Raw genomic sequence first — 25,989 nt, forward strand, 5'->3', positions numbered from 1 at the left:
CCGGCCGGAAACAAACGGCCGGGTGATTCAGATTACTGCTGTACGGTACGGGGATTTTTTGCCCCGCTCCAGCGGGTAAATAAATCTTCCGGTAATTCAATATCAAACTGATCAAGTACACGGTTGACCGTCTGGTCAATAATATCCTGCACCGTTTCCGGCTGATGATAAAACGCAGGCATCGGTGGCATAATCACCGCACCGATTTCTGCCGCCTGTGTCATCAGCCGCAGATGTCCCAGATGCAGCGGCGTTTCACGAACGCCCAGCACCAGTTTGCGCCCTTCCTTGAGCACCACATCCGCCGCACGGGTCACCAGGGTGTCCGTGTAACTGTGAACAATCCCTGACAGGGTTTTCACCGAACAGGGCAGGATAACCATCCCCAGTGTTCTGACAGAGCCGGAAGATATACAGGCGGCGATATCACGCTCATCATGTACCACATCCGCCAGTGCCTGCACATCCCGCAGACTGTACGCCGTTTCCAGCGCCAGTGTCTGACGGGCCGCCTGACTGACAATCAGATGGGTTTCCACTTCCGGCACCGTTTGCAGGACCTCCAGCAGCCGCACACCATAGACAGCACCACTTGCGCCGGTCAGCCCCACAATCAGTTTTTTCATAACATCACCTGACAAAAAAGAGATTAACCCTCATTATATATCTCAAGGTTCTCAATTTCGTTATGATCCCGCAACTTTAATTCATCATCCTTACGTAAGTTTTCCACATAGTCGAGATAATCCTGGTCGATATCTTTGGTGACATAGATACCATCAAACACCGATGCCTCAAGACCCCGGATATCCGGATTCTCTTCACGCACCGCATCGATAAGGTCACTCAGATCCTGGAAAATCAGGGCATCCGCCCCAATCAGGCGGCAGATTTCATCCGCTTCACGGCCATGAGCGATTAACTCGTTGGCATTAGGCATATCGATGCCGTAGACATTAGGGAAACGCACTTCCGGTGCCGCAGAAGCAAAATAGACTTTCTTCGCCCCGGCTTCCCGTGCAAGTTCCACAATCTGCTCTGACGTGGTGCCGCGCACAATGGAATCATCCACCAGCAGCACATTTTTCCCTTTGAATTCGGTGCGGTTGGCATTGAGTTTGCGGCGGACAGATTTTTTCCGCTCCTGCTGCCCCGGCATGATAAAGGTGCGTCCCACATAGCGGTTTTTCACAAACCCCTGGCGGTATGGTTTGTTCAGCATATGAGCGATTTCCAGCGCACTGTCCATTGAGGTTTCCGGAATCGGGATCACCACATCGATATCCAGGTCTTCCCACTCGCGGGCAATTTTCGCACCGAGTTTCTGACCCATGCGCAGACGGGCGTTATAGACAGAGACTTTATCGATAACGGAATCCGGACGGGCGAAATAAACAAACTCGAACAGGCACGGTGTCAGTGACGGATTTGCCGCACACTGGCGGGTGTAGAGCTGTCCGGTTTCCGTGATATACACCGCTTCACCAGGTGCCACATCCCGCAGATATTCAAAACCGAGGGTATCCAGTGCGACACTTTCAGACGCGACCATGTACTCTTCACGGCCATCAACCAGAGTACGCTTGCCGAGTACCAGCGGACGGATACCGTTCGGGTCACGGAACGCCAGCAGACCGTGGCCGATAATCAGTGCCACACAGGCATACGCGCCGCGGATTTTGGTGTGCATCGCGCTGACAGCGGCAAAAATATTATCCGGCTCCAGCGGGTGAGCATCAAAGCGATCCAGCTCATACGCCAGCACGTTGAGCAGAATTTCAGAATCGGAGGTGGTATTGACATGACGGCGGGCTGTTTCAAACAGCTGATGTTTCAGCGTGTGCGCATTGGTCAGATTGCCGTTATGCGCCAGAGTGATACCGAACGGTGAATTGACATAAAACGGCTGTGCTTCCGATGCACTGGAGCTGCCTGCGGTCGGGTAGCGGACATGGCCAATCCCGAGTGTGCCCTGCAAACGCAGCATATGGCGGGTTTCGAAAACATCTTTCACCAGTCCGTTGGCTTTACGGAGCCGGAAACCATTGTTACTGTCAATGGTTGCGATACCGGCTGCATCCTGGCCCCGGTGCTGTAACACCGTGAGCGCGTCATAAATTGATTGATTGACTTGCGTAAAACCAACGATACCAACAATACCACACATGTAGTTTTTTCCTCATCAGCCGGGCGGAGAAGGAAAATTCTCCGGCAGGAAACTTGACGCATTCTGGAGGTAGTCAAAGAACCACCTGATAACATGACTGAATTGGGGGATGAGTTGTGACTGCTGCCAGTCGCTGCTCTGACTCATCTGCGTGAAGCTGTCGAGGAAGAACAAAATTGCCGCCACGATCAGCACCCCGCGCAGAGCACCAAAACAAACCCCGAGAACACGATCTGTGCCTGATAAGCCTGTCCGCTGAACCAGTGAACCGATAACATGGTTAATCACCGAGCCGACAATCAGTGTCGCAACAAATAAAATCGCAATGGCGATTCCGTTGCGGACCAGCGGGTCATCAAAGCGCGTAAAATAGTCCGCCAGCAGCGGGAAAAACTCGCTGGCCACATAAAACGCACAGACCCAGGTCACTAACGATAAGGCTTCGCGAACGAAACCACGAACCAGGCTGACTAATGCCGAGAAAGCAATAATTGCAATAATTGCGTAATCAATCCAAACCATATCACTATCCAAATTGATGCCCCGGCATCAGTGACGGGCGCATTCTAACAGAAAACGAAAACGTTTGCGTAACGGATTTTTGCTCTGTCCGAAAATAAATTGCGGCGAAATAAAAAATTATAATCGCCGCAAAGAGTTAACTGATTTTATTAACGGATATTGCTAATTCCTTAAATTCGCTACGGTTTATAAGACTGCACCCGGCCATCCAGCCCGGTAAGCTGTCTCAGTTCCCCCAGCGAGGACTTCAGCTCGGCCTGCGAGGCTGACGGCCCGACCATAATCAGCGTCAGCTTGCCGCGCGGCACGGTATACACCTGATAACCGGATAACCGCAGTGTGGCGACAATCTCCTCCACCTTACGGGCATTAGATAATGCACCCAGCTGCACAACATAAGCTTGTCCCTGCGGCGCTTTTTCCGGCTTAGGTTCCGGTTTCGGCTCAGGTTTTGGTTCCCGCTCAGGCACCGGTTTTGGTTCAGGCTTCGGTTCCGGCTTAGGTTCCGGTTTCGGCTGCGGTTGTTTATCCGGAATCACCACCGGCGGCAGCGGATCCGCCCCCGGCGGCACATTGGAGGTGGTACTGCCGCCCGCAGACGCTTCCGCAGGGGCTTCTTCCGTCCCGGTTTGTGCCGCTTCGGTAATCATGGCGCTGGATGCCCCTTCTGACGGCATCGTCGGCATAGTCTGATTGATCGGATTCACCGCATCAATCTCATCCTGCTCCCCTTCTTTCGGGATAAGCGGGATGGCTGCGAACTGGTCTTCGTTATATTTCTTATCGCCGTCCAGCAGCACCGGCAGGACAATCACACCTACCGCCACCAGGATAATGGTTCCGACTAAGCGATTCTGAAATTTACTGGCCACCCGCACCTTCCTTCGCTAAAACATCCATAACATGAGCCACTGTGTGGAATGACCCGCACACCACCACGATATCCTCCGGTGAGGCATCACGGCGCGCCTGTTCCCAGGCACTTTCCACATCGGCAAACTGCTGCGGGTTGGTCAGATGCTCCGCCAGCTGTTCGGCCGGGGCTCCGCGCAGTTCGGTCAGCGGCGCGACATACCAGTCTGTCACCTGCTCACCCAGCACAGCCAGGGTACCTTTGATATCTTTGTCGCCCAGCATACCGATCACAGCACGGACACGGCTCTGCGCAGTACGCGGTAACTGTGCCAGTTTTGAGACCAGATAACCGGCGGCATGCGGGTTATGCGCCACATCCAGCACGGTCAGCGGTTGTTGTGAGACAATCTGAAAACGGCCCGGCAGTTGTGCCTGACGCAGCCCGGTATCAATCGCCTCACGGGTGATGGCACGGCCGGTTTTGTCTTTCACCTGACGCAGGTTGTGGATCACCGCAAGGGCAGTCGCGGCATTTGCCAGCGGCACATTCGGCAGCGGCAGATTGTCGAGGGTTTCATCCTCACACTGCCACGTCCAGTGGTCGCCCTGCTCTTTGTAAGACCAGTCATCGGCACGGCAGAACAGCGAGGTTTCCAGCTTGTTTGCCACGTCAGCGATGGTATAAGGCGCATCCGGCTCACCGATCACCGCCACACAGTGCGGGCGGAAAATTCCGGCTTTCTCACGGGCGATATGCTCGCGGTCAGCGCCGAGCCAGTCGGTGTGATCCAGCGCGATACTGGTAATAGCCGTGATATGAGAATCGACGATATTGGTGGCATCCAGACGCCCGCCGAGGCCGACTTCCAGAATCACCACATCAAGGTTGGCTTCGCGGAACAGCTGCAGTGCTGCCAGAGTGCCCGCTTCAAAATAGGTCAGTGTGATATCGCCGCGCTGCGCGTCAATATCCGCAAAAACACGGCAGAAATCCGCTTCCGGCGGGTTTTGCCCCTGAATCCGCACCCGTTCGGTGTAATTCACCAGATGCGGGGAGCTGTATACCCCGACCCGCAACCCTGCGGCCAGCAGGATAGATTCGAGCGTATGGCAGGTGGTGCCTTTGCCGTTGGTCCCGGAAACAGTAATCACTTTCGGGGCGGGATAGCGCAGATTCATGATATCCGCCACCGCACCGACACGTTCCAGTCCCATATCAATAACCTGCGTATGCAGATCACCCAGATAAGAAAGCCACGTCATCATCGATGACGCGGCTGTCGGTCTTTCTCGCTTATCAGACATCGTGTTTTTTGACATCAGTCTCTGTTTCAGAAGATAAGTCGGAATCAGGTTCATCCGCGGTCAGGATTTCAATGACTTCACCTTCCTGCGGGAACTGATAGTTCGTCAGTTTTGACAGAATTTCCGCGACGGTATCACGCATTTCCGGGCGGCGGACAATCATATCGATCGCCCCTTTTTCAATCAGGAACTCACTGCGCTGGAATCCCGGCGGTAATTTCTCACGGACAGTCTGCTCGATAACACGCGGACCGGCAAAACCGATCAGGGCTTTCGGCTCGGCGATATTGATATCACCCAGCATAGCCAGACTTGCGGAGACACCACCCATGGTCGGGTCAGTCAGCACAGAGATATACGGCAGACCGCGCTCCTGCATTTTGGCCAGAGCCGCACTGGTTTTGGCCATCTGCATCAGCGACATCAGCGCTTCCTGCATACGTGCGCCGCCGCTTGCGGAGAAGCAGACCAGCGGGCAGTTATCTTCCAGTGCCTGTTCAACCGCGCGGACAAACCGTGCACCGACCACAGAAGACATCGAACCGCCGATAAAGGCAAATTCAAACGCTGCCGCGACAACCGGCATGGTTTTCAGGGTGCCTTTCATCGCAATCAGGGCTTCTTTTTCCCCGGTTGCTTTCTGGGCGGACACCAGTCTGTCTTTGTATTTTTTGGAATCACGGAATTTCAGGACGTCTTTCGGCTCCAGATCAGTTCCCAGTTCCGTGGTGCTGCCTTCATCCAGAAACGTCAGCAGGCGCGCACGTGCAGGGATCCGCATGTGATGATCACATTTCGGACACACCTCAAGATTACGTTCCACCTCCTGGCGGTACAGTACCTGACCACAACTGTCGCACTTCGTCCAGACACCTTCAGGAATGCTCGCCTTGCGTGTCTGGTTCATTGGGGTCTTATTCAGAATTTTTTCAATCCAGCTCATTAATGACCTTTCCGTCTGAAATCTGGCTCAGCCAGTGTAATTATTATCTGCCATTAAACCACATTGCTTATGCACTGTGGATAAAAAACTGCTCAAACCACTCAGGCGTCATCACGTTTCTGTGCTTTTTTCGCCGCACGGCGGTGACGCCATACCTCGATAATACCGGGCAATATGGAGATGAAAATAATCGCCACGATAAGTAATTTCAAGTTTTCCTGTACAATCTTGGTTTCCCCGAAGATATACCCTGCATAGGCAAATAATACCACCCATACAATTGCACCGATAACGTTAAACATCGCAAAGTGGCGATACGACATTTTACTCATACCGGCAACAAACGGGGCAAATGTCCGCACAATCGGAACAAATCGCGCCAGAATAATCGCTTTACCGCCATGGGTTTCAAAGAACGCATGGGTCTTGCGCAGGTGACTCTGACGGAAGATTTTTGAGTCCGGATTACGGAAAAGCCGCTCCCCGAAAAAGTGCCCGATAGTATAGTTTACCGCGTCACCGATAATCGCCGCTGTAATCATCAGCAGCACCATCACATGAATGTTCAGGTCGTTAGACGGCAGTGCCGCCAGTGTTCCCGCCACAAACAGCAGCGAGTCTCCCGGCAGGAACGGCGTGACCACAAGCCCGGTCTCACAGAACAGGATCAGGAATAAAATCGCATAAACCCAGATGCCGTAATCCGCGACCATCTCTTTCATATGCAAGTCAATGTGCAAAATAAAATCGATCAGATATTGAATATATTCCATATTTCACCCCGCCGGACGCAGCCTTATGCTTATCCGGCCAATAAATTAATCTGCCAGGAAAAGCGGCCCCATCGCCGGTGACGGCAGGGCAAATTCTTCCGGGTAATCCACTGAAACCAGATACAAACCTTCCGCCGGTGCTGTCGCCGGTGCCAGTGTCCGGTCTTTCAGTGCCAGCAGCTCCGCGATACGACTAACCGGTAAATTACCGCAGCCGACCTCCAGCAGAGCGCCGGTGATATTACGCACCATATGATGCACAAAGGCATTGGCTTTGATATCCACAATCACATACTGCCCCTGACGGGTGACGTTCACATGCATCACATTACGCCACGGGCTTCTGGACTGACACTGCGCCGCGCGGAAAGAGGAAAAATCATTCTCCCCCAGCAGGCTCTGTGCCGCTTCATGCATCCGCTTTTCATCCAGCGGATAATGAAAGTGGGTCACACCCTTGCTGAGGATAGCCGGACGAAAACGGTGATTGAAAATCACATAGCGGTAACGCCGCGCTGTGGCACTGAACCGGGCGTGGAAGTTTTCCGGCACGGTTTTGACCCAGCGCACCGCGATATCCGGCGGCAGATGGGTGTTTACGCCCATCGTCCAGGCCGCATCTTTCCGGACAGCTGCCGTATGAAAATGCACCACCTGACCGGTGGCATGCACCCCGGCATCGGTCCGGCCCGCACAGAAAACCGAGACCGGCTCTGCCGCCACTTTTGACAGCGCTTTTTCCAGACAGCCCTGCACACTCGCGACTTCTGACTGACGCTGCCAGCCGTAATAACGGCTGCCGTCATATTCAATACCCAGCGCGATAGTGGTTTTACCCTCTTCCGCCGGTAAAATCACCTCTGACATCAGTAAAACTGCTCCTGCGTCAGACGCTCGGCAATTTCGACTGCCATCAGTGCGCCGCCAAACTGTACGTTATCCGCCACTGACCAGAAATGCAGAATTTCCGGAATACCGTAATCATTACGCAGACAACCGATATTCAGCAGATGATTGCCGGAGGCATCCGTCACCTGAGTCGGGAACTCCTGCTCTTCTGAGAGCTGAATATCCTCTGCCCGTTCCAGTTCATCACGGGCCTCTTCACTGCCGAGCGGGCGCAGTGTTTCCAGCTGCACTATCTGCGCGTTGCCGTAGAACACCGGGGACTGCACACAGCTCACGCTGATCGGCAGACCGGCATCCTGCAGGACTTTGCGGGTTTCTTCCGCGATACGGCGCTCTTCTGACACACTGCCCTGCTCATCAGTCAGCAGCGGCAGAAGGTTAAACGCCAGCTGTTTACTGAAACGACCGGCTTCCGGCGGGATGCCATTGAGGAGTTTTGCACACTCCCCGGCCAGCTCTTCCACCGCACTTTTCCCGAAACGGGAAACAGAGAACAGGTTGGTCAGATTAATGCGGGATAACCCGGCGCTTTCCACCAGCGGACGGATAGCAGTCAGTAACTGGCTGACTGTGCTGTCTGCCAGCGCAATCAGGTTACGGTTGCGGTATTCGCTCAGTGCCTGCGGGTTCACCGACGGTACCACCAGCGGTACGTCAGGCTCCAGCGCAAACAGGCCGCTGCTGTCAATCACAATACAGCCGCTGTCTGTCGCCGCTTCATAATACGCGGCGGTGGCTTCCGCACCGGCCATGAAAAAGGCCAGCTGCACCTGTGACCAGTCAAAATCACGGGCTTCGGTGACCAGATAGCTTTTGCCGTTCATGCGCACCGATTCTCCCGCGCTGCGCTCCCCGGCCAGTAAATATAACTCTCCCACCGGAAATTCACGCTCTTCCAGTAATGACACCACGGCGCTGCCGACAGCCCCGGTCGCACCCAATACGGCAATATTCCAGCCTTCTGACATAGTTATCTCCGGAACAAAGACTGCACCGCGTCAGCGCGGTACAGTCAGAAAAAGAATGATGAAAAAATGATTTTATGCGCGGTATTCTGCCGTGAAACCCAGGTCAGACAACAGCGCCGCACTCTGTGCATCATCACAAATAACAGTCAGTGATGACCACTCACGGCGATCAGGATAAAACTTACGCAGTTTGTCAAACTCACCCGCCACACCAGCCACCGCACGTAATGCCGCATCATCACGGCGGACATCATAAACCAGATGCATTAAACGTTTGAGAATACTTTGCGTTACTTTACCTGACAGTGTGATACAGCCGAATTCCGGTGCCGGTAACAATTCTGACAGCGCAACCTGCTGTGGTTGTCCGGTGAATTCCGCAAAGGCTTCAAAGACCTGCGTGGTACCACGCGCCTTGCCTTCCAGGGTATAACCGGCAATATGCGGCGTACCGATATCCGCCAGTGAAAGCAGTTCAGTTGACAGATCCGGCTCCGGCTCCCACACATCCAGCACCACACTCAGTGGTTTGCCGCCGGCCAGTACCGATAACAGCGCCCGGTTATCCACCACCCCACCACGGCTGGCGTTGATCAGAATGCCGTTGTCTTTCATGGCACTGAGACGGGTTTCATCCATCAGATGCAGTGTGGTGTATGGCCCGGATTTATTCAGCGGGGTATGGAATGTCAGGATATCGGCCTGCGCCACCAGGGTATCGATATCATAAAATTCCCCGGCATCGCCATTATCCGCACGCGGCGGGTCACAGATGAGAATATTAACACCCAGTGCTTCCAGACGCTTCGCCAGACGGCCGCCGACATTCCCGGCCCCGATAATCCCGACGGTTTTATCCGTCAGCTGAAAACTGTCGCGCTCCGCCAGCAGCATCAGGGCAGAAAAGACATATTCCACCACAGCAATTGCGTTACAACCCGGCGCGGAGGAGAAACCAATTCCCTGCTCCGCCAGCCAGGCTTTATCCACATGATCAAAACCGGCGGTTGCGGTACCGGTGAATTTCACCGGCGTATTTTCCAGCAGCTGTGCATTCACTTTCGTGACAGAACGCACCATCAGTGCGTCAGCATCATCCAGCACCCCGTCCGGTAACGGACGTCCCGGCACCGCCACCACGTCCCCGAGACGGGAAAACAGGGTTTCGGCGTAAGGCATATTCTCATCTACAACGATTTTCACGGGCTTCACCTTCATACTGTCGGCGGCCGGCGGAGACCTGTCGGTGCGGCGGCACAACCGGAATTGAAACGGATGGCCGCTATTTTGCCACTTCTGCGGGATAAAACCTACGCCCGGAACACCGATTGTTGCTAAAGAGAGCAATTAAGGCTGATGACGGAAGCGCTCCGGCGTGACACCGGCCAGCTGGGAAAACATGGCAATAAAGGCGGATGATGAGCTGTAACCCACATCCAGCGCGACATTCTGCACACTGCGGCCTTCCTGTAATAACGCCACCGCCCGCAGAAAACGCAGGCGCTGACGCCATTCACTGAAGGACATCCCCAGCTTCTGCTGACAGCGGCGGGATAATGTCCGTTCCGAGGTAAAGCGTCGTACCGCCCACTCCGCCAGCGACGTATTATCGGACGGATCATTCTCCAGCGCACTGAGCACCGGTGCCAGCAGTTTATCATCCGTGACCGGCAGATAGGTCGGCTGACAGGGTGACAGCAGCAGTTGATCGGTCAGTACCAGCGCCAGCCGCCTGTCCGCGTCAGTTTCCGGTTCACGGACTTTGCGGCCGAACAAATCCTGCATCACCGCACTGAACACCGGCGTCAGCTCTATCACACAGGCCATCTGCGGTAACTGCGGTGCCCACTGCGGCGAAATATCAATAATTTTGAAAGAGGCGCAGGCTTTGTTATAACTGGCATGTTCCGTTCCCGGCGGGATCCAGATACAAAACCCCGCCGGCGCCAGATAGCGCTGTCCCTCAACGGTCATCTCCATCACACCGCTGGCGACATACAGCAACTGGCCGAAGGGGTGATGATGAAGGGCAAACTCCGTTTCCGAATAAAACTGTTCATGACGGCAGATTAATGTCACCGGGTCTTTCACACCCAGTGATGAAATATCTGACTTACGGGCCATCTTGTCAGATCCTCTCTATAAATTGGCGGGATATCGTTATATAGAATAATTAAGACAGATTACACTACACCACCTGCCTGATAATGAAAATGAGTTTAAGAATGAAAAACCTGCTTTTACCCCTCGGGGCTGTATTAATCTGGTCTGTGAATGCCGTGGTGAATAAACTGGCCGCCGGTGCCATCGCCCCCGGCGCGATTTCCTTTTACCGCTGGGCACTGGCACTCGCCGTGATGACGCCGTTCCTGATTATGCCGGTCTGGCAGCAACGTGCGGTGATCAAACAACACGCGTGGAAACTGTTTATCCTCGGTTTTCTCGGCATGGGGCTGTATCAGAGCCTGGCGTACTACGCCGCTTATACCGTCAGCGCCACCTTTATGGGGATTATCACCTCGCTGATCCCGCTGCTGACCGTGGTGTTAAGTATCCCGGTACTGCGGATCGCACCGACCATCGGTATTGTACTCGGCACAATTCTCTCCCTGAGCGGCCTGACCTGGCTTATCAGCAAGGGGCATCCGGCAGATTTACTGCATCAGGGGCTGGGACAGGGTGAAATGCTGATGTTTATCGCCGGTCTCGCTTATGCCTTCTACGGCGTGCTGACCAAACGCTGGGCGATCCCGCTGTCGAGCATTCACTCGCTGTATATGCAGATTGTTTTTGGCGTGCTGCTGCTGATCCCGGTATTCCTCAGTGCCGGCGATGTGACACTGAACCGCGATAATATCGGACTGGTATTGTATGCAGGGATTGCGGCTTCTATTTTTGCGCCGCTGCTGTGGATCCTGGGCGTCACCCGTTTGGGTGCAAACGCCGCCTCTATCTTTATGAACCTGGCACCGGTACTGACCGCCATTATCGCCGCTGTCTTCCTGAAAGAAGAGCTGCACAGCTATCATATTATCGGCGGTGGTGTGGTACTGATAGGGGTAATTATGGCGCAGCGTCTGCGCACACCACTGACACAGATTATCCGCCGTAAAACGAAAAAAACACAGCCGCAGCGGTGTGGTGCGGGAGAATAGATAATCCGCTCCGGAAATCCGGTGAAAACGGTACATAAAAATCTGTCGTTATGTACCGTTTTACATTGCTTATATTAACTGTATTTCACAATAACAAATCTGTCGTAATAACAATTTTTTAATTAAAAAAATCACTGACTATTATTTACCGGATAACAGCGGGACAATTCGGATATCCTTTGCGAAGCATGACATTTCCCTTTTTTACATATTTACAATAAATAATCCCGTCACCGGAGAAGTAAGGCCCGACAAACAGCCATGATGATTTCTCAGCCGCGTTGGCTGCTATACTGACAGATAAAACGAACATAACAGCCATGAGTGCTTTCGATAAAATCACCTTAAATATCATATAATCACCTGTAGTCTAATTACATACCATGAAATACACCGGAATAAAAATAATGACAGAAAATAATTCTGATATTATTCCGGCGTCATCCTAAAAATATACAGAAATAGCTCAGGCGGAATATAAGTAAATTTATTATGTCGTATTGTTTATTAAAATATACTCAGTACAAAAAACCGCCGTGTGGCGGTTATCGTAATAAAAACGGAAGTAAATTATCCTGAAGGCTCAGCGCAATCCCCGCGTATGAGTTTTCGCTGACCAGTTAAAAGTTTCTTCCCCGCCGCCGGGTTTGATTTTATCCTTTTTTTTCTGTGCTCTGACTTTGGCGGCAGCGGCATCCACTTCTTTGGAAATTTCGGTGATAATCTGATCTTTGACTTTATTCTGCTCCGCATTGGTCAGCGGACGCCCCAGTTTTTTCTGTTCCTGAGCCAGCCGGGTGCGGACACGGATTTTCTGCGGCTCAGTCATCTCTGCGATAGTCAGCTTTTTCATTCATCACCCCTGTGGCAGTAAAAGGATAAACAGTACCGTTATACCCTGACAGAGTTTACCGCAAAAGAAAATGCCCCGGTGATTAAACCGGGGCATTTATCTGATCAACAGGGCAAAATCAGTTCTGATATTTGCGCATAACCAGTGTGGCGTTGGTGCCGCCGAAACCGAAGCTGTTGGACATCACAGTAGTCAGCTTGCGTTCGGTCGGTTCGGTGATAATCGCCATACCTTCCGCTTTCTCATCAAGGTTTTCCACGTTGATGCTCGGCGCGATAAAACCGTGCTCCAGCATCAGCAGGCTGTAAATAGCCTCGTGAACACCTGCGGCACCCAGTGAGTGACCAGTCATGGCTTTGGTCGCTGACAGTGCCGGAGTATGGTCACCGAAGACTTCACGGATAGCTTCCAGCTCTTTGGTATCACCGACCGGCGTGGATGTGCCGTGGGTGTTGATGTAGTCAACCGGCGTATCCAGGCCGTGCATCGCCATCTGCATGCAGCGGACCGCACCTTCACCGGACGGGGCAACCATGTCCGCGCCGTCAGATGTCGCGCCGTAGCCGACCACTTCACCGTAGATATGTGCACCGCGCGCCAGCGCGTGTTCCAGCTCTTCCACCACGACCATACCGCCGCCGCCTGCGATCACGAAGCCGTCACGGCCCTGATCATAAGTACGGGATGCTTTGTCCGGTGTTTCGTTGTATTTGGTGGACAGTGCGCCCATTGCGTCAAATTCGCAGCTCATTTCCCAGCACAGTTCTTCACCGCCGCCGGCAAACACCACATCCTGTTTGCCCAGCTGGATCAGTTCCACCGCGTGGCCGATACAGTGTGCAGAGGTGGAGCAGGCAGAACTGATTGAGTAGTTCACGCCTTTGATTTTAAACGGTGTCGCTAAGTTTGCGGACACACCGGATGCCATTGCACGCGGTACCAGGTAAGGACCGACACCACGCAGACCTTTGGCACGCATGCCGTCAGCCGCGATAGCCTGAGTACGCGGGGAACCTCCGCCTGAACCGGCAACCACACCGGTACGGTAGTGAGATACCTGCTCTTCTGTCAGACCGGAGTCTGCGATGGCCTGCTCCATGGAAAGATACGCATAGATAGAAGCATCACTCATGAAACGGGCAGTTTTACGATCAATAAGACCCGCAGTGTCCAGTTTGACGTTACCCCAAACCTGGCTGCGCATGCCGATCTCTTTAAATTCTTCTGAGAATGTGATCCCGGAACGACCTTCTCTCAAAGAAGCCAGTACTTCCTCCCGGTTATTACCGATACTTGAGATAATCCCCAGACCGGTGATTACTGCACGCTTCATTTAATACCTCTGTCATTTTAAGTAGTACGGGATTTTAGCGCTACTTTAGCTTACACCTGTAAGCTGAACAAGTCCGATCAGACGTTTTTTCGCATCTTTACATACCGATGTTGTGCTATGTCACATCCGGCATGGCAGTACAGCGCAAAGCAGAGTAAAATCAGGGAAAACCGAACAGAATCCTCAGGCCGTAACGTGAAAAAAACCGCAATTGAAACTGCACATTTAACCTGGAATGAACAGGGTACACCTGTTTCGCAACATTTTGATGACGTCTATTTTTCGAACGATGACGGACTGGCAGAAACCCGCTATGTGTTTCTTAACGGAAACGGTTTTCCGGACAGATTTGCACAAATAACCACCCCGGCCTGCACTGTCGCAGAAACCGGGTTTGGTACCGGACTGAATTTTCTCACGTTGTGGCAGAGCTTCCTGGCGTTCAGGAATGCCAATCCTGTGCATCCGCTGAAGCGCCTGCACTTTATCAGTTTTGAAAAATTCCCGCTGACCGTGGCTGATTTACAGGCAGCTCACCGTCACTGGCCGGAATTCGCGGATTTCTCCTTACAGCTGTGCGCTCAGTGGCCGCAACCATTACCCGGCTGTCACCGTATTCAGCTGTCCGGCGGTGAAATTACCCTCGATTTATGGCTGGGAGATGTTAATGAACTGCTCCCTTCCCTCACTCACGCGCTGGACAACAAAATCGATGCCTGGTTTCTCGACGGTTTTGCGCCGTCCAAAAACCCGGATATGTGGCAGCAGTCGCTGTTTGATTTGATGATTCGTTTTTCAAAACCGGGCGGTACCTTTGCCACCTTTACTGCCGCCGGTTTTGTCCGCCGTGGTTTGCAGCAGGCCGGATTTACCGTTGAGCGCCGCAAAGGCTTTGCGCACAAGCGGGAATGCCTTGCCGGGGTAAATCCCCGTGACGCGGCACCATCCGTGACACCGTGGTTTGATCGCCATCCGGCTGCCGCCCGGCAGAAGATAGCAGTCATTGGCGGCGGGATAGCCGGAGTTCTCTCTGCCCTCGCCCTGCTGCGCCGTGGTGCGGATGTGTCCTTATATTGCGCGGATGCAGATCTGGCACTCAATGCTTCCGGCAACCGCCAGGGTGCGCTTTATCCGCTGCTGACCGGACGGGATGACCCGCTTGAGTGCTTTTTTGCCGCCGCATTTCCGTTTGCCCGGCGTACATATGATGCACTGTCAGCTCAGGGTGTGAAATACGACCATGACTGGTGCGGCGTTATTCAGCTGATGTATCACGAAAAAAGCAGTAAAAAAATCAATAACATTTCATCTGTCCCATGGCCGGAAGAAATGGTGCAGCGCCTGTCGCGGAAACAGCTTTCTGAGCTTGCCGGAACCGATGTCAATTTTGACGGCCTGCACTACCCGCAGGGCGGCTGGCTCTGCCCGCAGGAACTGGTACGCAATACCGCAGCGCTGGCACAAAAAGAAGGACTTCATCTGCATTTAAACTGTGAGGTGAAAGCGCTGATCCCCGCAGAACAGGGCTGGCAGCTCCGCTTTGCAGATAACAGCACAGCAGAGGCGGATGTGGTGGTGCTGGCCAACGGTCACTGTATCACGCAGTTCCCGCAGACCGCCCCGCTGCCGGTCACGCCGGTGCGCGGCCAGGTCAGCCATGTGCCATCGGTACCGGCGATTGCCGGGCTGAAAAAAGTACTGTGTTATGAAGGTTATCTGACCCCGGTGAATCCGGCTGACGGTCTGCACTGTATTGGTGCCAGCCACCAGCGCAATGATTCGGGCACGGAATACCGCGAAGAGGAACAAACTGCCAACAAACAGCGGCTGCTCACTTCGCTGCCCGATGTCAGCTGGCCGGAGATGGTGGATATCAGCGCCGGGGCGTCCCGTCAGGGGATCCGCTGCACATTACGCGATCACCTGCCGCTGGCCGGAAATGTTCCTGATTTTGCCGAATTAACAGCGTGTTATGCGCATCTGGATGAACAAAAATCGTCCCCGGAAACCGTATGCAGTGTACCGCATCTGCCTCAGCTGTTTTTACTGGCAGCTCTCGGCTCACGGGGGTTATGCACCGCCCCGCTGGCGGCTGAAGTGCTGGCAGCGCAGATTTTCGGTGAGGCCCTTCCGCTGGATGATGACACACTCGCGGCCATTCACCCCGCCCGTTTCCATGTCCGTAAATTGCTGAAAGGCCGTCCGCTGCCGAAAAAATCCTGACCCGCTTCTGACCGGCCACCGGGCCGGTCTTCATCACATTATTGATATTTTTTCCGCCGGTTAAACGGAATTTCATCAGCGGACTTTATTGATCACCGCCACAAACCCGGGTCATTTTGTGTTCATTCTCACAAAAACCGGCTCAGTTCGCCTGTCAGCGGCAATTTCTCTTGCTCAATGATCAATTTACAGAAAAGTCAGTGCGCCTATACGCTTCATCCGGAGATAATAACCGGAGAAGATTATGAAGAATAAAATAGTTATCGCCCTAACCTTTTCGCTGTTTTGTTTTACCTCTGCCTATGCAAAGAACAATAATATTCCCGATAATACTGTTCGCTACGATACGATTGCTGAGCAGGCGTATCAGAAATTCAAAAGCGAAAAATCCGGTGACGTGGCGGATTATATTCCGGCTCTCGCCAAATACAGCCCCGATAATTACGCCGTTGTGATTGCCACGGTGGACGGCAAAATCTACAGCGCCGGGGATAAAGATAAGCTGTTCCCGCTGGAATCCCTGTCAAAAGTCTTTACCCTCGCAATGGTAATGGATCAGCAGGGTCCAGAGGTGGTTCTGGAGAAACTGGGCGCCAATGCCACCGGGTTGCCGTTTAACTCAGGGCTGGCGATTGAACTGCGACCGGATCGCCCGCAGAACCCGCTGGTCAATGCCGGGGCTATCAGCGCCGTCAGTCTGATCAAGGCCAAAAACCCGGACGACCGCTGGCAGCAGATTATGGAGAACATGGAAGCTTACGCTGATACCAAACTGACGGTAAACGATGAAGTGTACCGCTCTGAATCCGAAACCAATCAGCACAACCAGGCACTGGCGCGGCTGATGCAGTCTTACGGCATGTTATACGGCAATCCGGATGAGGCGGTTGATCTCTATACCCGTCAGTGTTCTGTGGATGCCACAACGGTTGATCTGGCCAAAATGGGGGCGGTACTGGCTAATCACGGTAAGTCCCCGTACAACGGCAAACAGTTACTGAGTGCGGAGAATACCGGCAAAGTGCTGGCAGAGATGGCCATTGCCGGGTTATATGACGGTTCCGGCACCTGGTTGTATCAGGTCGGTATCCCGGCGAAAAGTGGTGTCGGCGGCGGTATTCTGGCCGTGGTGCCGGGGAAATATGCAGTGGCGGTCTATTCCCCGCCGCTGGATAAAGCAGGTAACAGTGTCAGGGCGCAGGCGGCTATCCGCTATATTGCTCAGGAAACCGGCGCTGATTTATATCAGTAATGTGACATAAAAAAAGGATCATCAGCATCGCTGATGATCCGTGATCGTCTCTTCTTTATATTTATCAGTCCGCGTGATGCGATCCTGTTTCTGTCAGGCGTTCAGGGCAACCACGCTTTTCGCGCATTTATCCTCTGAACGGTACAGCGAATCTAATTCCCGTTTGGCATTAAAAATTATTAATCCGGTAAATAAAATCATACCGATGGAAGGGACTGCTCTTTCAATGACGCTCATTCCGTCAAGTTTAAACCAGAAAGAAAATAACAGTGCCAGCAAGACCACCGCAGCAACCGCTATCTTCGTGTAAATAGTCACAGCCTGTTGTGCTGCGTTTTTCGGTTGTAATTCAAACATAATCAATACCTGTGTTTTGTGGGGACGAACACATTTTGACACAATAAATGTTAATAGCAAGTTAATAGTTCATGCTATTTACTCAACATATGTACATAGTTGTTGACTTTATCGCAACAAAAGAGACTGTGATCTCAGAAATAAGCATCATATTGCATATACGAAAAATGATTAAAAATCATTCTGTTGAACAGAAAAATCTATAATCTGATAACAACATCCATCGCTGAGACATAAAAAAACGGCACTATTTTCGCCGTTAATGTAACAATCACAAGATCTTTTATTATTATCCGTTCATATCTTAATAACCAGTTTCTTAATTCATCATAAATAAAAAAGGCCGCATATTAGTGCGTCCTTTTCTCATTACTTCAGATATTTCACTTTTTCAGAAAATCCGGTAAATCATGGAACAGCGATCACAGAATTGCAGCCCGTATTCTGCCTCTTTCAGCATAACAGCCTCAAGTGCCGGGGCGCGGGAAACATCACACACCTCAAAACCAAGATGCTCATAATAAGGCCGGTTCCAGGCCACATCCCGGAATGTGGTCAGCGTAACTGCCGCACAGCCGCGTGCAATCGCCACATTCTGTATCCGCTCAATCAGCTGACGCCCCAGCCCCTGACGCTGATGCGCCGCAGAGACAGAAAGCTCATCAATATGCAGCCCGGTACCGAGGTTGGACACCAGCACAAACCCGGCGGGCTGATCCTGACTGTCCGCTGCCACCCACGCATTGCCACTGGCAATATAATTGCGGAATGCCGCTTCGGAATGGCCTTCACTGCAGGCTATCCATTCATAACCCGGCACTGTCGCAAATAACGCACCGGCAGAGGATTCAACGGCCGGTAACAATGCGGCGTCCGCCGGGCGGGCCTGGCGGATACGGTATTGCGGTTTGGCTGTCATTCCTGCTCCTGCGCGGTTTGCAGCAGGCGTTTCCAGGTTTCCAGCACCAGCACCTGGTCCGGCGGTGTCAGTTCCCCGGCACTGATTGCCTGACGGATACTCTCCTCCACCCGGTTGTGAAGCGCCTCAACGGAGTGATCACCCGACTGCTCCAGTTCTGCCACCGCGAGGGTCAGATGCCCCTGCAGATAGCCACCCGCAAACAGTTCATCGTCTGTGGCATGTTCGACCATGTCATCAATCTGGGCGAGGATACGCGTTTCATAATCCGCAAGCATGTTTGTTCCTTAAAGTTCAGTCACCGGAATCGTTTGTCAGGCAAACGGATCTTCCGGCCATGGAAATTGGTCCGCAGTCAGCGGCGGCGTATTGTAGAACGATTGCAGGGCATTAATAAACCTTGCTGCACGCGGGGGTATTGAGTTCTGTGCCAGATACTCCATCACCTGCCCGTGGACAATACGCCGGAATTTGACGCGATCAGGCTCGAAATCACCGTCAAGATTGTCACAACTGACGTTAAACGGATAACCGGCAGCCTGACAAAATAACCAGTCCAGCGCCTGCGGTTTTATTTCCGCGACCTCAAATTCTGACTGCGTTTGCGCATCCCGGCCGTCCGGACAATACCAGTAACCAAAATCCACCAGCTTTCTGCGCTCTTTCCCGGCAATGCACCAGTGCGATATTTCATGGATAGCACTGGCATAAAAACCGTGAGCAAACACGATACGGTTATAAGGGGCTTCATCATCTGCGGGCAGATAAATCGGCTCATCGTCGCCTTTAATCAGGCGGGTATTGAAATCAGCAAAAAATTCGTTATCAAAAATCTCAATTAACTGCTGATATTGATGTGTACTCATTGATTATATGAACCACTAATGAAAATTAAAAAAGCTGAGACAGCCACGTACTGATAGTATCGCCGTGATTGTCATAAATCAGTTTGATGCTCATCAGGAAAGAGACAGTTACCAGCATCGGCCGGATCAGTTTTTGTCCGCGGCTCAGCACCATACGGGCGCCGAGGCGGGCACCGATAAGCTGTCCGCCCAGCATTGCAAAACCCATCAGCCAGATAACATGACCGCTGAAAATAAAGAATGAGAGTGAACCGACGTTAGAGGCAAAGTTCAGCACTTTGGCGTGAGCGGTGGCTTTCGCCAGGTTAAAACCGGCCAGGGTCACATACGCCAGTGCATAAAAAGAGCCCGCGCCCGGCCCGAAAACACCGTCATAGAAACCGATACCGATACCGGCGGTACAGCCGAAAGCAAACGGCATCAGGCGCTGTTTCTGGTCAGCAGCGCCAATGGAGGGTGTCAGCAGGAAATAGAGGCCGATGGCAATCACCAGCAGCGGCAGCAACTGGCGGAGGAATTCCGGATTCACAAACTGCACCAGCCCGGAGCCGATAACCGCGCCAATCAGCGTCATCATTATCGGTACCCGTTGCCCCGCAAGATCCACCGCTTTGCGCCGGACAAAATAGAAACTGGCAGAGAAAGAGCCGCCGACCGCCTGTAATTTGTTGGTCGCCAGTGCCTGCACCGGCGGTACACCGACAGCCAGCAGCGCCGGGATTGTCAGTAATCCGCCGCCTCCGGCAATCGCATCAATAAACCCGGCAATCAGCGCAACAAAGAACAGCAATACATAGATTTCAACACCGAACTGAAACCATTCCATTTTTTACCTGCCAATAAAATCCCGGGCACAATACCCGGGACGTCTGTTTAAATCATGACCAGGCCGGTAACGGCGGCGTGACATCCGCACATTGTCCGCGGTGACGCAGAAGGTGATCGAGCAGCACAATCGCTGTCATTGCTTCGGCAATCGGCACAGCACGTATCCCGACACAGGGGTCATGACGCCCTTTGGTGATCATAGCCACCTCTTCGCCCTGCCGGTTCAGCGTATTACCGGGAACGGTAATCGATGATGTCGGTTTCAGGGCAATATGCGCGATGATTGGCTGGCCACTGCTGATGCCGCCGAGAATGCCGCCCGCGTGATTGCTGGTAAAGCCGGTCTGATAAATTTCATCCCGGTTTTCGCTGCCTTTGAGGTTAACCACGCCGAACCCGTCCCCGATTTCGACGCCTTTCACCGCGTTGATGCTCATCAGCGCATGCGCCAGATCCGCATCCAGACGATCAAAGACCGGTTCACCCAGACCCGCCGGGACATTTTCGGCCACTACCGTGACTTTCGCACCGATGGAATCTCCCTCTTTTTTCAGGCCGCGCAATAATTCATCCAGCGCATCCAGCTGACGTTCATCAGGACAGAAAAACGGATTTTGCTCTGCCAGCGCCCAGTCGCGGATATCACATTTAATATCCCCCATCTGAGTCAGACAGGCACGGACTGTCACGCCGAATTTCTCATGCAGATACTTTTTGGCGATAGCCCCGGCTGCCACGCGCATCGCCGTTTCACGGGCTGATGAGCGGCCGCCGCCGCGGTAATCACGAAAGCCGTACTTCTGCTCATAGGTGTAATCCGCGTGTCCCGGCCGGAAGAGATCTTTGATGGCGCCGTAATCCTGTGAGCGTTGATCGGTATTTTCAATCAGCAGCCCGATACTGGTTCCGGTGGTTTTTCCTTCAAATACCCCTGACAGAATTCTGACCTGATCCGGCTCACGACGCTGCGTGGTATAGCGGGATGTGCCCGGACGGCGGCGGTCAAGATCTGCCTGCATATCGGCTTCAGTCAGCGCCAGCCCCGGCGGTACGCCGTCAACAATACAACCCAGCGCCGGGCCGTGTGATTCACCAAAGGTGGTTACGCGAAAAAGTTCGCCGATACTGTTTCCGGCCATCGTGTTTTCCTGTCTCTGATTGTGTGCAAGTGAATGGTTTTAACCTGTTTTTATGTTTCTATTCCTACAGGAGGAACGGTTATTTGAAAAGTTTAAAAGCGTCATGATGTTCTGCTAATTGATCACGAGTTAACATAAAGACACCGTCACCCCCGTTTTCAAACGACAGCCAGATAAACGGCACTTCCGGGAATTCGGCCATCAGGTGCACCTGACTGTTACCGACTTCACAAATCAGCACCGCATCTTCTGACATATAATCCGGGGCATTGGCGAGGATCCGGCGTACCAGTTTCAGACCGTCACTGCCCGCAGCCAGCGCCAGCTCTGGTTCTACGCGGAATTCATCCGGCAGATCACTCATGTCTTCCGCATCCACATACGGCGGATTGGTGACAATCAGGTCATATTTCACCCCGGGCAGATCGTTGAACAGATCTGAACGCATCGGCACCACACGGTGAGATAAGCCGTGATTCTCAATGTTCATTTCTGTGACTTCCAGCACATCAGCTGAGATGTCTGCCGCATCCACTTCTGCATCCGGGAACTCATATGCGCAGGCAATCGCGATACAGCCGCTGCCGGTGCAGAGATCGAGAATCGTTTCCGGTTCAGCATCCAGCAATCCTGCAAAGTGATTGTTAATCAGCTCACCAATCGGTGAACGCGGGATCAGCACGCGCTCATCGACATAAAATTCATGGCCGCAGAACCAGGAACGGTTAGTCAGGTACGGCACCGGCACGCGCTCGGTGATCCGGCGCAGTACGCGCTCCACAATGCGGTGACGCTCTGAGGAGGTCAGCCGGGACTGATACAGTTCAGCGGGTAAATCCAGAGGCAGAAACAGTGTCGGCAGTACCAGCTGGAGGGCTTCATCCCAGGCATTATCTGTGCCGTGGCCATAGTAAATATTGGCCGCATTAAAACGGCTCATTGCCCAGCGCAGCATATCCTGCAGCGTGTGAAGCTCACTGACGGCTTCATCAACGTAAATTTTATCCAAAGTGCCTCCGGCGGGGTAAAACAAAATAAGATATCTGATAGCGTAGTTTGCCATGAAGTCGCTGCTAAATCAGCATATCTTGTGAAATGCGCGGCAATTTTCCGGTGGCTCCCGTCAGCGGTGACCGGCAGTATAGCGTCAACATCCGTAAAAAAATCAGTTACACTATGGAAAATACTGAGTGATGAGATGTTATGAAAAAGAAGACGCCCCTGACTGATGATGACCTGAACCTGTTTAAAGAGGCCATCAGCGGGACACGTAAAATCAGACAGGATATTGTGGTGCACCCGAAACCACGGACAAGTGTGACCAAAATTGCGCCTGAACGGCTGTTGCAGGATCAGATTGATGCCAGTTTTTATTTCTCAGATGAGTACCGCCCGAACCTGGATATGGACGGTCCGGCGCGCTATCTGCGGGAAAATGCCAGCCCGTATGAGCTGAAAAAATTGCGTCGCGGGGATTATGTGCCGGAGCTGTTTTTGGATCTGCACGGACTGACTCAGCTTCAGGCCAAACAGGAAATTGGTGCCCTGATAGCCGCAGCCCGCCGCGAAAACACCTATTGTGTCTGTATTATGCACGGGCACGGCAAGCATGTACTGAAACAACAGACACCATTATGGCTGGCACAACACCCGGATGTGATTGCCTTTCACCAGGCCCCTAAGGAATGGGGCGGCACCGCCGCATTACTGCTGCTGATTGAGATTGCTGAAACCGCCCGGCGCGAGTAATCAGTCAATCTGTCCGGGACCGCGGTGCCAGAGCAGTGTGCCGCGTCCGTCATCATCCAGTTCAATACAGGCAACAGACGATGTTGCAAACATCGGTGCCGTTTCCTGCGTACACAATGCCGCCACCAGATAGCCGACCAGCGGCAGATGCGATACCACCAGTACCCCTTTGTGTCCCTCTTCCGCCAGAAAACGGATATAATCCGCCGTGCTATCCGCATTCCCGGAGGGCGTCAGTCCCGGCATCACCTCTTCCTGAGCCGGTAAACTCAGCGCATCATGGATTTCGGTCAGTGTCTGCTCTGCACGCAGATACGGGCTGACCAGAACGGTATCAATCTGAACGTGCTGCCCGGCGAGCCATTTTGCCATGCAGCGGGAATCTGTTATCCCTTTTGCGGTAAGGGGCCGGACTGAATCACTGGCGGCCTGCAAAGCAGCATCGCCATGTCGCATAATAAGAACTTGCATACGTCACCGTCTGAACAGGACGGATACGGTCATGTCTGAATCCCCGGGCCGTATCACATCAAAGAATGATCTGTTTAAAATTATCGTTATTTCTGCGTCCCCGTCAGGGGAGGTGAAAGGCATTCTGCCTCAAATTAATCCTAATTAAAATGATTCAGCACAGAGATAAACCTGAATTTTGTTCAGAACCTGTTCAGAAAAATGAAACAACCGCCCCGAGTTCTCAGTGACTTCACAGCACTTTCTCAGTAAAAACGGCGGTTATCCGCAGCCCGCTGCTGTAATGCCTCACACGGTATGAAGCGATCACCGTAGCGGGCAGCCAGTGCCGTCAGTTTTTCTGTCATGACGACTGCTGACATACTGTCCATATAATAAAACGGTCCGCCGAGGAACGGCGGAAAACCAATACCAAACACTGCGCCGACATCCCCGTCCGCCGGGGAACGGATAACCTGTTCATCCAGCGCCCTTACTGCCTCATTTAACATCATCATCAGGCAGCGTTCTGTAATTTCCTGTGATGTCAGGCGTTCCTGTACAGTGATACCCAATAACGGATAAATTTGCTTATCCGCTTTACGCGATGCCTTACAGCCACAGCGTTTCCACCACGGTAACGGGGTGTAATCATAAAATCCGCGTTTGTTTTTCCTGCCCAGCCGGTTGTCACGGAAAAGGGCATCCAACTGCGACGGCAGTGCAAACCGCTCACCAAATGCAGCCTCCAGTACCGGCATAATTTTCGTACCGACATCAATACCCACTTCATCCAAAAGCGCTACCGGCCCAATCGGAAAACCGAAATCAGCCAGCGCTTTATCAATTTTTTCCGGCGGTTCACCTTCAGTCAGACAACGCAGTGCTTCCGTAATATAAGGTGCCAGAATCCGGTTAACATAAAACCCCGCTTTATCACCGACCACAATCGCTGTTTTTCCCTGTCTGCGTGCCAGTTGCAACGTGGTTGCCAGTGTCACGGCATCTGTGCCTTCATGGGGGATAATCTCCGCCAGCGGCATTTTTTCGGCCGGGCTGAAATAATGTAAACCAATCACCTTTTCAGGCCGTGATGCCTTCGCGGCAATATCACGGATAGGCAGTGACGAGGTGTTCGAGGCAAAAATAGTATCCGGTGATGTCACTGCCTCGATCTCAGCAATCATCTGTTGCTTCAATGACAGAGATTCAAAAACCGCTTCCGCCACAAAATCAATGCGGTGAAATCCCCGGTAATCCGTGGTGCCGGTCATGCCGCTCATCAGTTGTGTCCGCTCACGCGGGGAGAGCCGTCTGCGTTTAACCTGTTTGCTCAGATGCTGCCAGAAAAAAGCCAGCGCTTTATTTGCCCCTTCCTGCGAAACATCTTTGATTCTGACCGGCAGCCCTGCACGCTGACGGGTAATCGTGGCAATTCCCGCCCCCATCAGCCCGCCGCCCAGCACCGCCACATGATGCAGTTCTGCGGGTTTTACCCCATCGGCAGACTCTTTTTTCAGTGCAGTTGAGGCAAAAAAGAGATGACGGAGTGCACCGGATACCGGGGTGACCGCCAGTTTACCGAATGCAGCGGCTTCGGCTTTAAACCCGGCCACCCGGCCTTTTTCAAGGCCGCACTGCACCACGTCAATAATCTGTTCAGCCGCCGGATAGAGTCCGCCACTGCGGCGGCGAACCTGTTTGCGGGTTATACGGAAGATGATATCCCGCAGCCCCTTCATTTTTTCCAGTCTCTGCCGGAAAGGTACCGGATCCCGCTGTGCCGGATTTGCCGACAAAGCACGGGCCACCGCTGTTTCCAGTAAAATGTCCGGCGGAACAATATCATCGGCCAGCCGCATTTTGACTGCCTGCTTTGCCCGTAACTGCCGCCCTGTCAGCATCATATCCAGGGCAGCCACCAGCCCGGTCAGGGCAGGAAGACGTTGTGTACCGCCGGAACCGGGTAACAGCCCCAGCTGAACTTCCGGCAGCCCGAGCCGGGTTTTATCACTGTCTGTGACAATACGGCTGTGACAGGCCATGGCCAGCTCAAGTCCGCCGCCGAGACAACTGCCGTGAATCGCTGCCACGACCGGCAAAGGATAATTTTCAATCAGATTAAATAACCGCTGACCGGATTCAGACAGTGCCTGCGCCTGTGCGGCCTCTGTACATCCGGCTATCATATGAATGTCCGCACCGGCGATAAACGTATCCGGTTTACCGGAGATAATCACCATTGCCCGTAACCCCGGGATTTGCCGGGCATCACGCAGTACTGCCTCAAACTGTGCGGCAAACTCCGCCTTCAGGGTATTCACTTTTTCACCCGGGACATCGACAGTAATGACCCCGGTGTGATCCGGACGCACGGTCAGGCGGAAGGCAGAAGGTGTTTCATCATGTTGTGTCATCATCAG

At 53.0% G+C, this 25,989-nt stretch carries 26 protein-coding genes; 4 read left to right on the forward strand and 22 right to left on the reverse strand.

Translation table 11 applies throughout. The annotated features are described in order from the left end of the window. Window positions 1-32: 32 nt before the first annotated feature. From ACSBQN_RS08055 to ACSBQN_RS08105, 11 genes are all read right to left on the reverse strand, one after another. Window positions 33-626, reverse strand: a complete 594-nt coding sequence (locus ACSBQN_RS08055; RefSeq protein ID WP_024473355.1) for a UbiX family flavin prenyltransferase — start codon at window positions 624-626, stop codon at window positions 33-35. Between the two features lie 23 nt (window positions 627-649). Next, on the reverse strand, window positions 650-2,167 hold the full coding sequence (purF, locus tag ACSBQN_RS08060) for an amidophosphoribosyltransferase (protein WP_004235129.1): 1,518 nt from the start codon (window positions 2,165-2,167) through the stop codon (window positions 650-652). A gap of 15 nt (window positions 2,168-2,182) precedes the next feature. After that, the gene (gene cvpA, locus ACSBQN_RS08065) at window positions 2,183-2,689 is read right to left on the reverse strand and encodes a colicin V production protein (RefSeq protein WP_004235126.1); all 507 of its coding nucleotides are present in this window, start codon (window positions 2,687-2,689) and stop codon (window positions 2,183-2,185) included. A 179-nt stretch (window positions 2,690-2,868) separates the two neighbouring features. Beyond that, a complete protein-coding gene (dedD, locus tag ACSBQN_RS08070; protein ID WP_354633253.1) occupies window positions 2,869-3,561 on the reverse strand; it encodes a cell division protein DedD in 693 nt (230 codons plus the stop codon). Further along, window positions 3,551-4,849, reverse strand: coding sequence for a bifunctional tetrahydrofolate synthase/dihydrofolate synthase (folC, locus tag ACSBQN_RS08075; protein WP_024473357.1), 1,299 nt, complete (start codon window positions 4,847-4,849; stop codon window positions 3,551-3,553). Before folC ends, dedD begins: the two co-directional genes overlap by 11 nt. Next, window positions 4,842-5,792: an acetyl-CoA carboxylase, carboxyltransferase subunit beta gene (accD, locus tag ACSBQN_RS08080; RefSeq protein WP_024473358.1), complete on the reverse strand. Its 951-nt coding sequence runs from the start codon at window positions 5,790-5,792 to the stop codon at window positions 4,842-4,844. Before accD ends, folC begins: the two co-directional genes overlap by 8 nt. A gap of 101 nt (window positions 5,793-5,893) precedes the next feature. Continuing rightward, entirely contained in the window at window positions 5,894-6,565 is a 672-nt protein-coding gene (locus ACSBQN_RS08085) for a DedA family protein (protein WP_024473359.1), read from the reverse strand. 45 nt (window positions 6,566-6,610) lie between these two features. Continuing rightward, window positions 6,611-7,432 carry a tRNA pseudouridine(38-40) synthase TruA gene (gene truA, locus ACSBQN_RS08090; protein WP_024473360.1) on the reverse strand — a complete coding sequence of 274 codons (822 nt, stop codon included), beginning with the start codon at window positions 7,430-7,432 and terminating at the stop codon, window positions 6,611-6,613. Then, on the reverse strand, window positions 7,432-8,442 hold the full coding sequence (locus ACSBQN_RS08095; RefSeq protein WP_004235112.1) for an aspartate-semialdehyde dehydrogenase: 1,011 nt from the start codon (window positions 8,440-8,442) through the stop codon (window positions 7,432-7,434). The genes truA and ACSBQN_RS08095 overlap by 1 nt, the downstream gene beginning before the upstream one ends. Window positions 8,443-8,514: 72 nt before the next feature. After that, entirely contained in the window at window positions 8,515-9,645 is a 1,131-nt protein-coding gene (gene pdxB, locus ACSBQN_RS08100) for a 4-phosphoerythronate dehydrogenase PdxB (protein ID WP_152713434.1), read from the reverse strand. Window positions 9,646-9,789: 144 nt separating this feature from the next. Next, the gene (locus tag ACSBQN_RS08105) at window positions 9,790-10,566 is read right to left on the reverse strand and encodes an AraC family transcriptional regulator (RefSeq protein ID WP_024473362.1); all 777 of its coding nucleotides are present in this window, start codon (window positions 10,564-10,566) and stop codon (window positions 9,790-9,792) included. A 101-nt stretch (window positions 10,567-10,667) separates the two neighbouring features. Here ACSBQN_RS08105 and ACSBQN_RS08110 point away from each other — a divergent pair, with 101 nt between their 5' ends. Further along, window positions 10,668-11,597 carry a DMT family transporter gene (locus ACSBQN_RS08110; RefSeq protein WP_015422784.1) on the forward strand — a complete coding sequence of 310 codons (930 nt, stop codon included), beginning with the start codon at window positions 10,668-10,670 and terminating at the stop codon, window positions 11,595-11,597. A 583-nt stretch (window positions 11,598-12,180) separates the two neighbouring features. Here the strand turns inward: ACSBQN_RS08110 and ACSBQN_RS08115 are convergent. Beyond that, window positions 12,181-12,450 (reverse strand): DUF3811 domain-containing protein, encoded by a 270-nt coding sequence (locus ACSBQN_RS08115; protein ID WP_004235101.1) that lies wholly within the window; start codon window positions 12,448-12,450, stop codon window positions 12,181-12,183. Between the two features lie 118 nt (window positions 12,451-12,568). Next, window positions 12,569-13,783: a beta-ketoacyl-ACP synthase I gene (gene fabB / locus ACSBQN_RS08120; RefSeq protein WP_024473365.1), complete on the reverse strand. Its 1,215-nt coding sequence runs from the start codon at window positions 13,781-13,783 to the stop codon at window positions 12,569-12,571. Window positions 13,784-13,978: 195 nt separating this feature from the next. Here fabB and mnmC point away from each other — a divergent pair, with 195 nt between their 5' ends. Both mnmC and glsA read left to right on the forward strand, forming a co-directional pair. Beyond that, window positions 13,979-16,006: a bifunctional tRNA (5-methylaminomethyl-2-thiouridine)(34)-methyltransferase MnmD/FAD-dependent 5-carboxymethylaminomethyl-2-thiouridine(34) oxidoreductase MnmC gene (mnmC, locus tag ACSBQN_RS08125; RefSeq protein ID WP_354633251.1), complete on the forward strand. Its 2,028-nt coding sequence runs from the start codon at window positions 13,979-13,981 to the stop codon at window positions 16,004-16,006. 244 nt (window positions 16,007-16,250) lie between these two features. Further along, on the forward strand, window positions 16,251-17,258 hold the full coding sequence (glsA, locus tag ACSBQN_RS08130; RefSeq protein WP_024473367.1) for a glutaminase A: 1,008 nt from the start codon (window positions 16,251-16,253) through the stop codon (window positions 17,256-17,258). A gap of 93 nt (window positions 17,259-17,351) precedes the next feature. On the opposite strand, the gene ACSBQN_RS08135 is transcribed toward glsA, so the two are convergent. The 7 genes from ACSBQN_RS08135 to prmB all read right to left on the reverse strand — a co-directional run bounded on the left by ACSBQN_RS08135 (window position 17,352) and on the right by prmB (window position 22,376). After that, window positions 17,352-17,615: a hypothetical protein gene (locus ACSBQN_RS08135; protein ID WP_004239841.1), complete on the reverse strand. Its 264-nt coding sequence runs from the start codon at window positions 17,613-17,615 to the stop codon at window positions 17,352-17,354. A gap of 391 nt (window positions 17,616-18,006) precedes the next feature. Then, entirely contained in the window at window positions 18,007-18,534 is a 528-nt protein-coding gene (locus tag ACSBQN_RS08140) for a GNAT family N-acetyltransferase (RefSeq protein WP_024473368.1), read from the reverse strand. After that, window positions 18,531-18,812, reverse strand: coding sequence for a YfcL family protein (locus ACSBQN_RS08145; RefSeq protein WP_004235092.1), 282 nt, complete (start codon window positions 18,810-18,812; stop codon window positions 18,531-18,533). The genes ACSBQN_RS08140 and ACSBQN_RS08145 overlap by 4 nt, the downstream gene beginning before the upstream one ends. 36 nt (window positions 18,813-18,848) lie before the next feature. Beyond that, on the reverse strand, window positions 18,849-19,400 hold the full coding sequence (locus ACSBQN_RS08150; protein ID WP_024473369.1) for an elongation factor P hydroxylase: 552 nt from the start codon (window positions 19,398-19,400) through the stop codon (window positions 18,849-18,851). 25 nt (window positions 19,401-19,425) lie between these two features. After that, window positions 19,426-20,226, reverse strand: a complete 801-nt coding sequence (locus tag ACSBQN_RS08155) for a sulfite exporter TauE/SafE family protein (protein ID WP_024473370.1) — start codon at window positions 20,224-20,226, stop codon at window positions 19,426-19,428. Between the two features lie 52 nt (window positions 20,227-20,278). Beyond that, window positions 20,279-21,367 (reverse strand): chorismate synthase, encoded by a 1,089-nt coding sequence (aroC, locus tag ACSBQN_RS08160; protein ID WP_024473371.1) that lies wholly within the window; start codon window positions 21,365-21,367, stop codon window positions 20,279-20,281. A 79-nt stretch (window positions 21,368-21,446) separates the two neighbouring features. Continuing rightward, window positions 21,447-22,376, reverse strand: a complete 930-nt coding sequence (gene prmB, locus ACSBQN_RS08165; protein ID WP_004239840.1) for a 50S ribosomal protein L3 N(5)-glutamine methyltransferase — start codon at window positions 22,374-22,376, stop codon at window positions 21,447-21,449. A 194-nt stretch (window positions 22,377-22,570) separates the two neighbouring features. On the opposite strand from prmB, the gene smrB reads away from it, so the two are divergent. Beyond that, window positions 22,571-23,116, forward strand: coding sequence for an endonuclease SmrB (gene smrB / locus ACSBQN_RS08170; RefSeq protein WP_024473372.1), 546 nt, complete (start codon window positions 22,571-22,573; stop codon window positions 23,114-23,116). Here the strand turns inward: smrB and sixA are convergent, their stop codons facing one another. Both sixA and fadJ read right to left on the reverse strand, forming a co-directional pair. Further along, window positions 23,117-23,587 carry a phosphohistidine phosphatase SixA gene (gene sixA, locus ACSBQN_RS08175; RefSeq protein ID WP_024473373.1) on the reverse strand — a complete coding sequence of 157 codons (471 nt, stop codon included), beginning with the start codon at window positions 23,585-23,587 and terminating at the stop codon, window positions 23,117-23,119. A 245-nt stretch (window positions 23,588-23,832) separates the two neighbouring features. Continuing rightward, entirely contained in the window at window positions 23,833-25,986 is a 2,154-nt protein-coding gene (fadJ, locus tag ACSBQN_RS08180) for a fatty acid oxidation complex subunit alpha FadJ (RefSeq protein WP_354633250.1), read from the reverse strand. Window positions 25,987-25,989 lie beyond the last annotated feature (3 nt).

The sequence above is a fragment of the Morganella sp. B601 genome (assembly GCF_051172335.1).
Lineage (GTDB): Bacteria > Pseudomonadota > Gammaproteobacteria > Enterobacterales > Enterobacteriaceae > Morganella > Morganella morganii.

Excerpts from the sequence above, each read along its gene's own strand:
- ACSBQN_RS08055 (WP_024473355.1), bottom strand. The coding sequence starts at position 626 with ATGAAAAAACTGATTGTGGGGCTGACCGGCGCAAGTGGTGCTGTCTAT.
- truA (WP_024473360.1), bottom strand. The coding sequence starts at position 7,432 with ATGTCAGAGGTGATTTTACCGGCGGAAGAGGGTAAAACCACTATCGCG.
- ACSBQN_RS08150 (WP_024473369.1), bottom strand. The coding sequence starts at position 19,400 with ATGAGTACACATCAATATCAGCAGTTAATTGAGATTTTTGATAACGAA.
- folC (WP_024473357.1), bottom strand. The coding sequence starts at position 4,849 with ATGTCTGATAAGCGAGAAAGACCGACAGCCGCGTCATCGATGATGACG.
- fadJ (WP_354633250.1), bottom strand. The coding sequence starts at position 25,986 with ATGATGACACAACATGATGAAACACCTTCTGCCTTCCGCCTGACCGTG.
- purF (WP_004235129.1), bottom strand. The coding sequence starts at position 2,167 with ATGTGTGGTATTGTTGGTATCGTTGGTTTTACGCAAGTCAATCAATCA.
- ACSBQN_RS08155 (WP_024473370.1), bottom strand. The coding sequence starts at position 20,226 with ATGGAATGGTTTCAGTTCGGTGTTGAAATCTATGTATTGCTGTTCTTT.
- fabB (WP_024473365.1), bottom strand. The coding sequence starts at position 13,783 with ATGAAGCGTGCAGTAATCACCGGTCTGGGGATTATCTCAAGTATCGGT.
- ACSBQN_RS08115 (WP_004235101.1), bottom strand. The coding sequence starts at position 12,450 with ATGAAAAAGCTGACTATCGCAGAGATGACTGAGCCGCAGAAAATCCGT.
- ACSBQN_RS08110 (WP_015422784.1), top strand. The coding sequence starts at position 10,668 with ATGAAAAACCTGCTTTTACCCCTCGGGGCTGTATTAATCTGGTCTGTG.
- aroC (WP_024473371.1), bottom strand. The coding sequence starts at position 21,367 with ATGGCCGGAAACAGTATCGGCGAACTTTTTCGCGTAACCACCTTTGGT.
- cvpA (WP_004235126.1), bottom strand. The coding sequence starts at position 2,689 with ATGGTTTGGATTGATTACGCAATTATTGCAATTATTGCTTTCTCGGCA.
- ACSBQN_RS08145 (WP_004235092.1), bottom strand. The coding sequence starts at position 18,812 with ATGCTTGCGGATTATGAAACGCGTATCCTCGCCCAGATTGATGACATG.
- ACSBQN_RS08105 (WP_024473362.1), bottom strand. The coding sequence starts at position 10,566 with ATGGCCCGTAAGTCAGATATTTCATCACTGGGTGTGAAAGACCCGGTG.
- smrB (WP_024473372.1), top strand. The coding sequence starts at position 22,571 with ATGAAAAAGAAGACGCCCCTGACTGATGATGACCTGAACCTGTTTAAA.
- ACSBQN_RS08095 (WP_004235112.1), bottom strand. The coding sequence starts at position 8,442 with ATGTCAGAAGGCTGGAATATTGCCGTATTGGGTGCGACCGGGGCTGTC.
- ACSBQN_RS08085 (WP_024473359.1), bottom strand. The coding sequence starts at position 6,565 with ATGGAATATATTCAATATCTGATCGATTTTATTTTGCACATTGACTTG.
- ACSBQN_RS08140 (WP_024473368.1), bottom strand. The coding sequence starts at position 18,534 with ATGACAGCCAAACCGCAATACCGTATCCGCCAGGCCCGCCCGGCGGAC.
- sixA (WP_024473373.1), bottom strand. The coding sequence starts at position 23,587 with ATGCAAGTTCTTATTATGCGACATGGCGATGCTGCTTTGCAGGCCGCC.
- glsA (WP_024473367.1), top strand. The coding sequence starts at position 16,251 with ATGAAGAATAAAATAGTTATCGCCCTAACCTTTTCGCTGTTTTGTTTT.
- ACSBQN_RS08135 (WP_004239841.1), bottom strand. The coding sequence starts at position 17,615 with ATGTTTGAATTACAACCGAAAAACGCAGCACAACAGGCTGTGACTATT.
- accD (WP_024473358.1), bottom strand. The coding sequence starts at position 5,792 with ATGAGCTGGATTGAAAAAATTCTGAATAAGACCCCAATGAACCAGACA.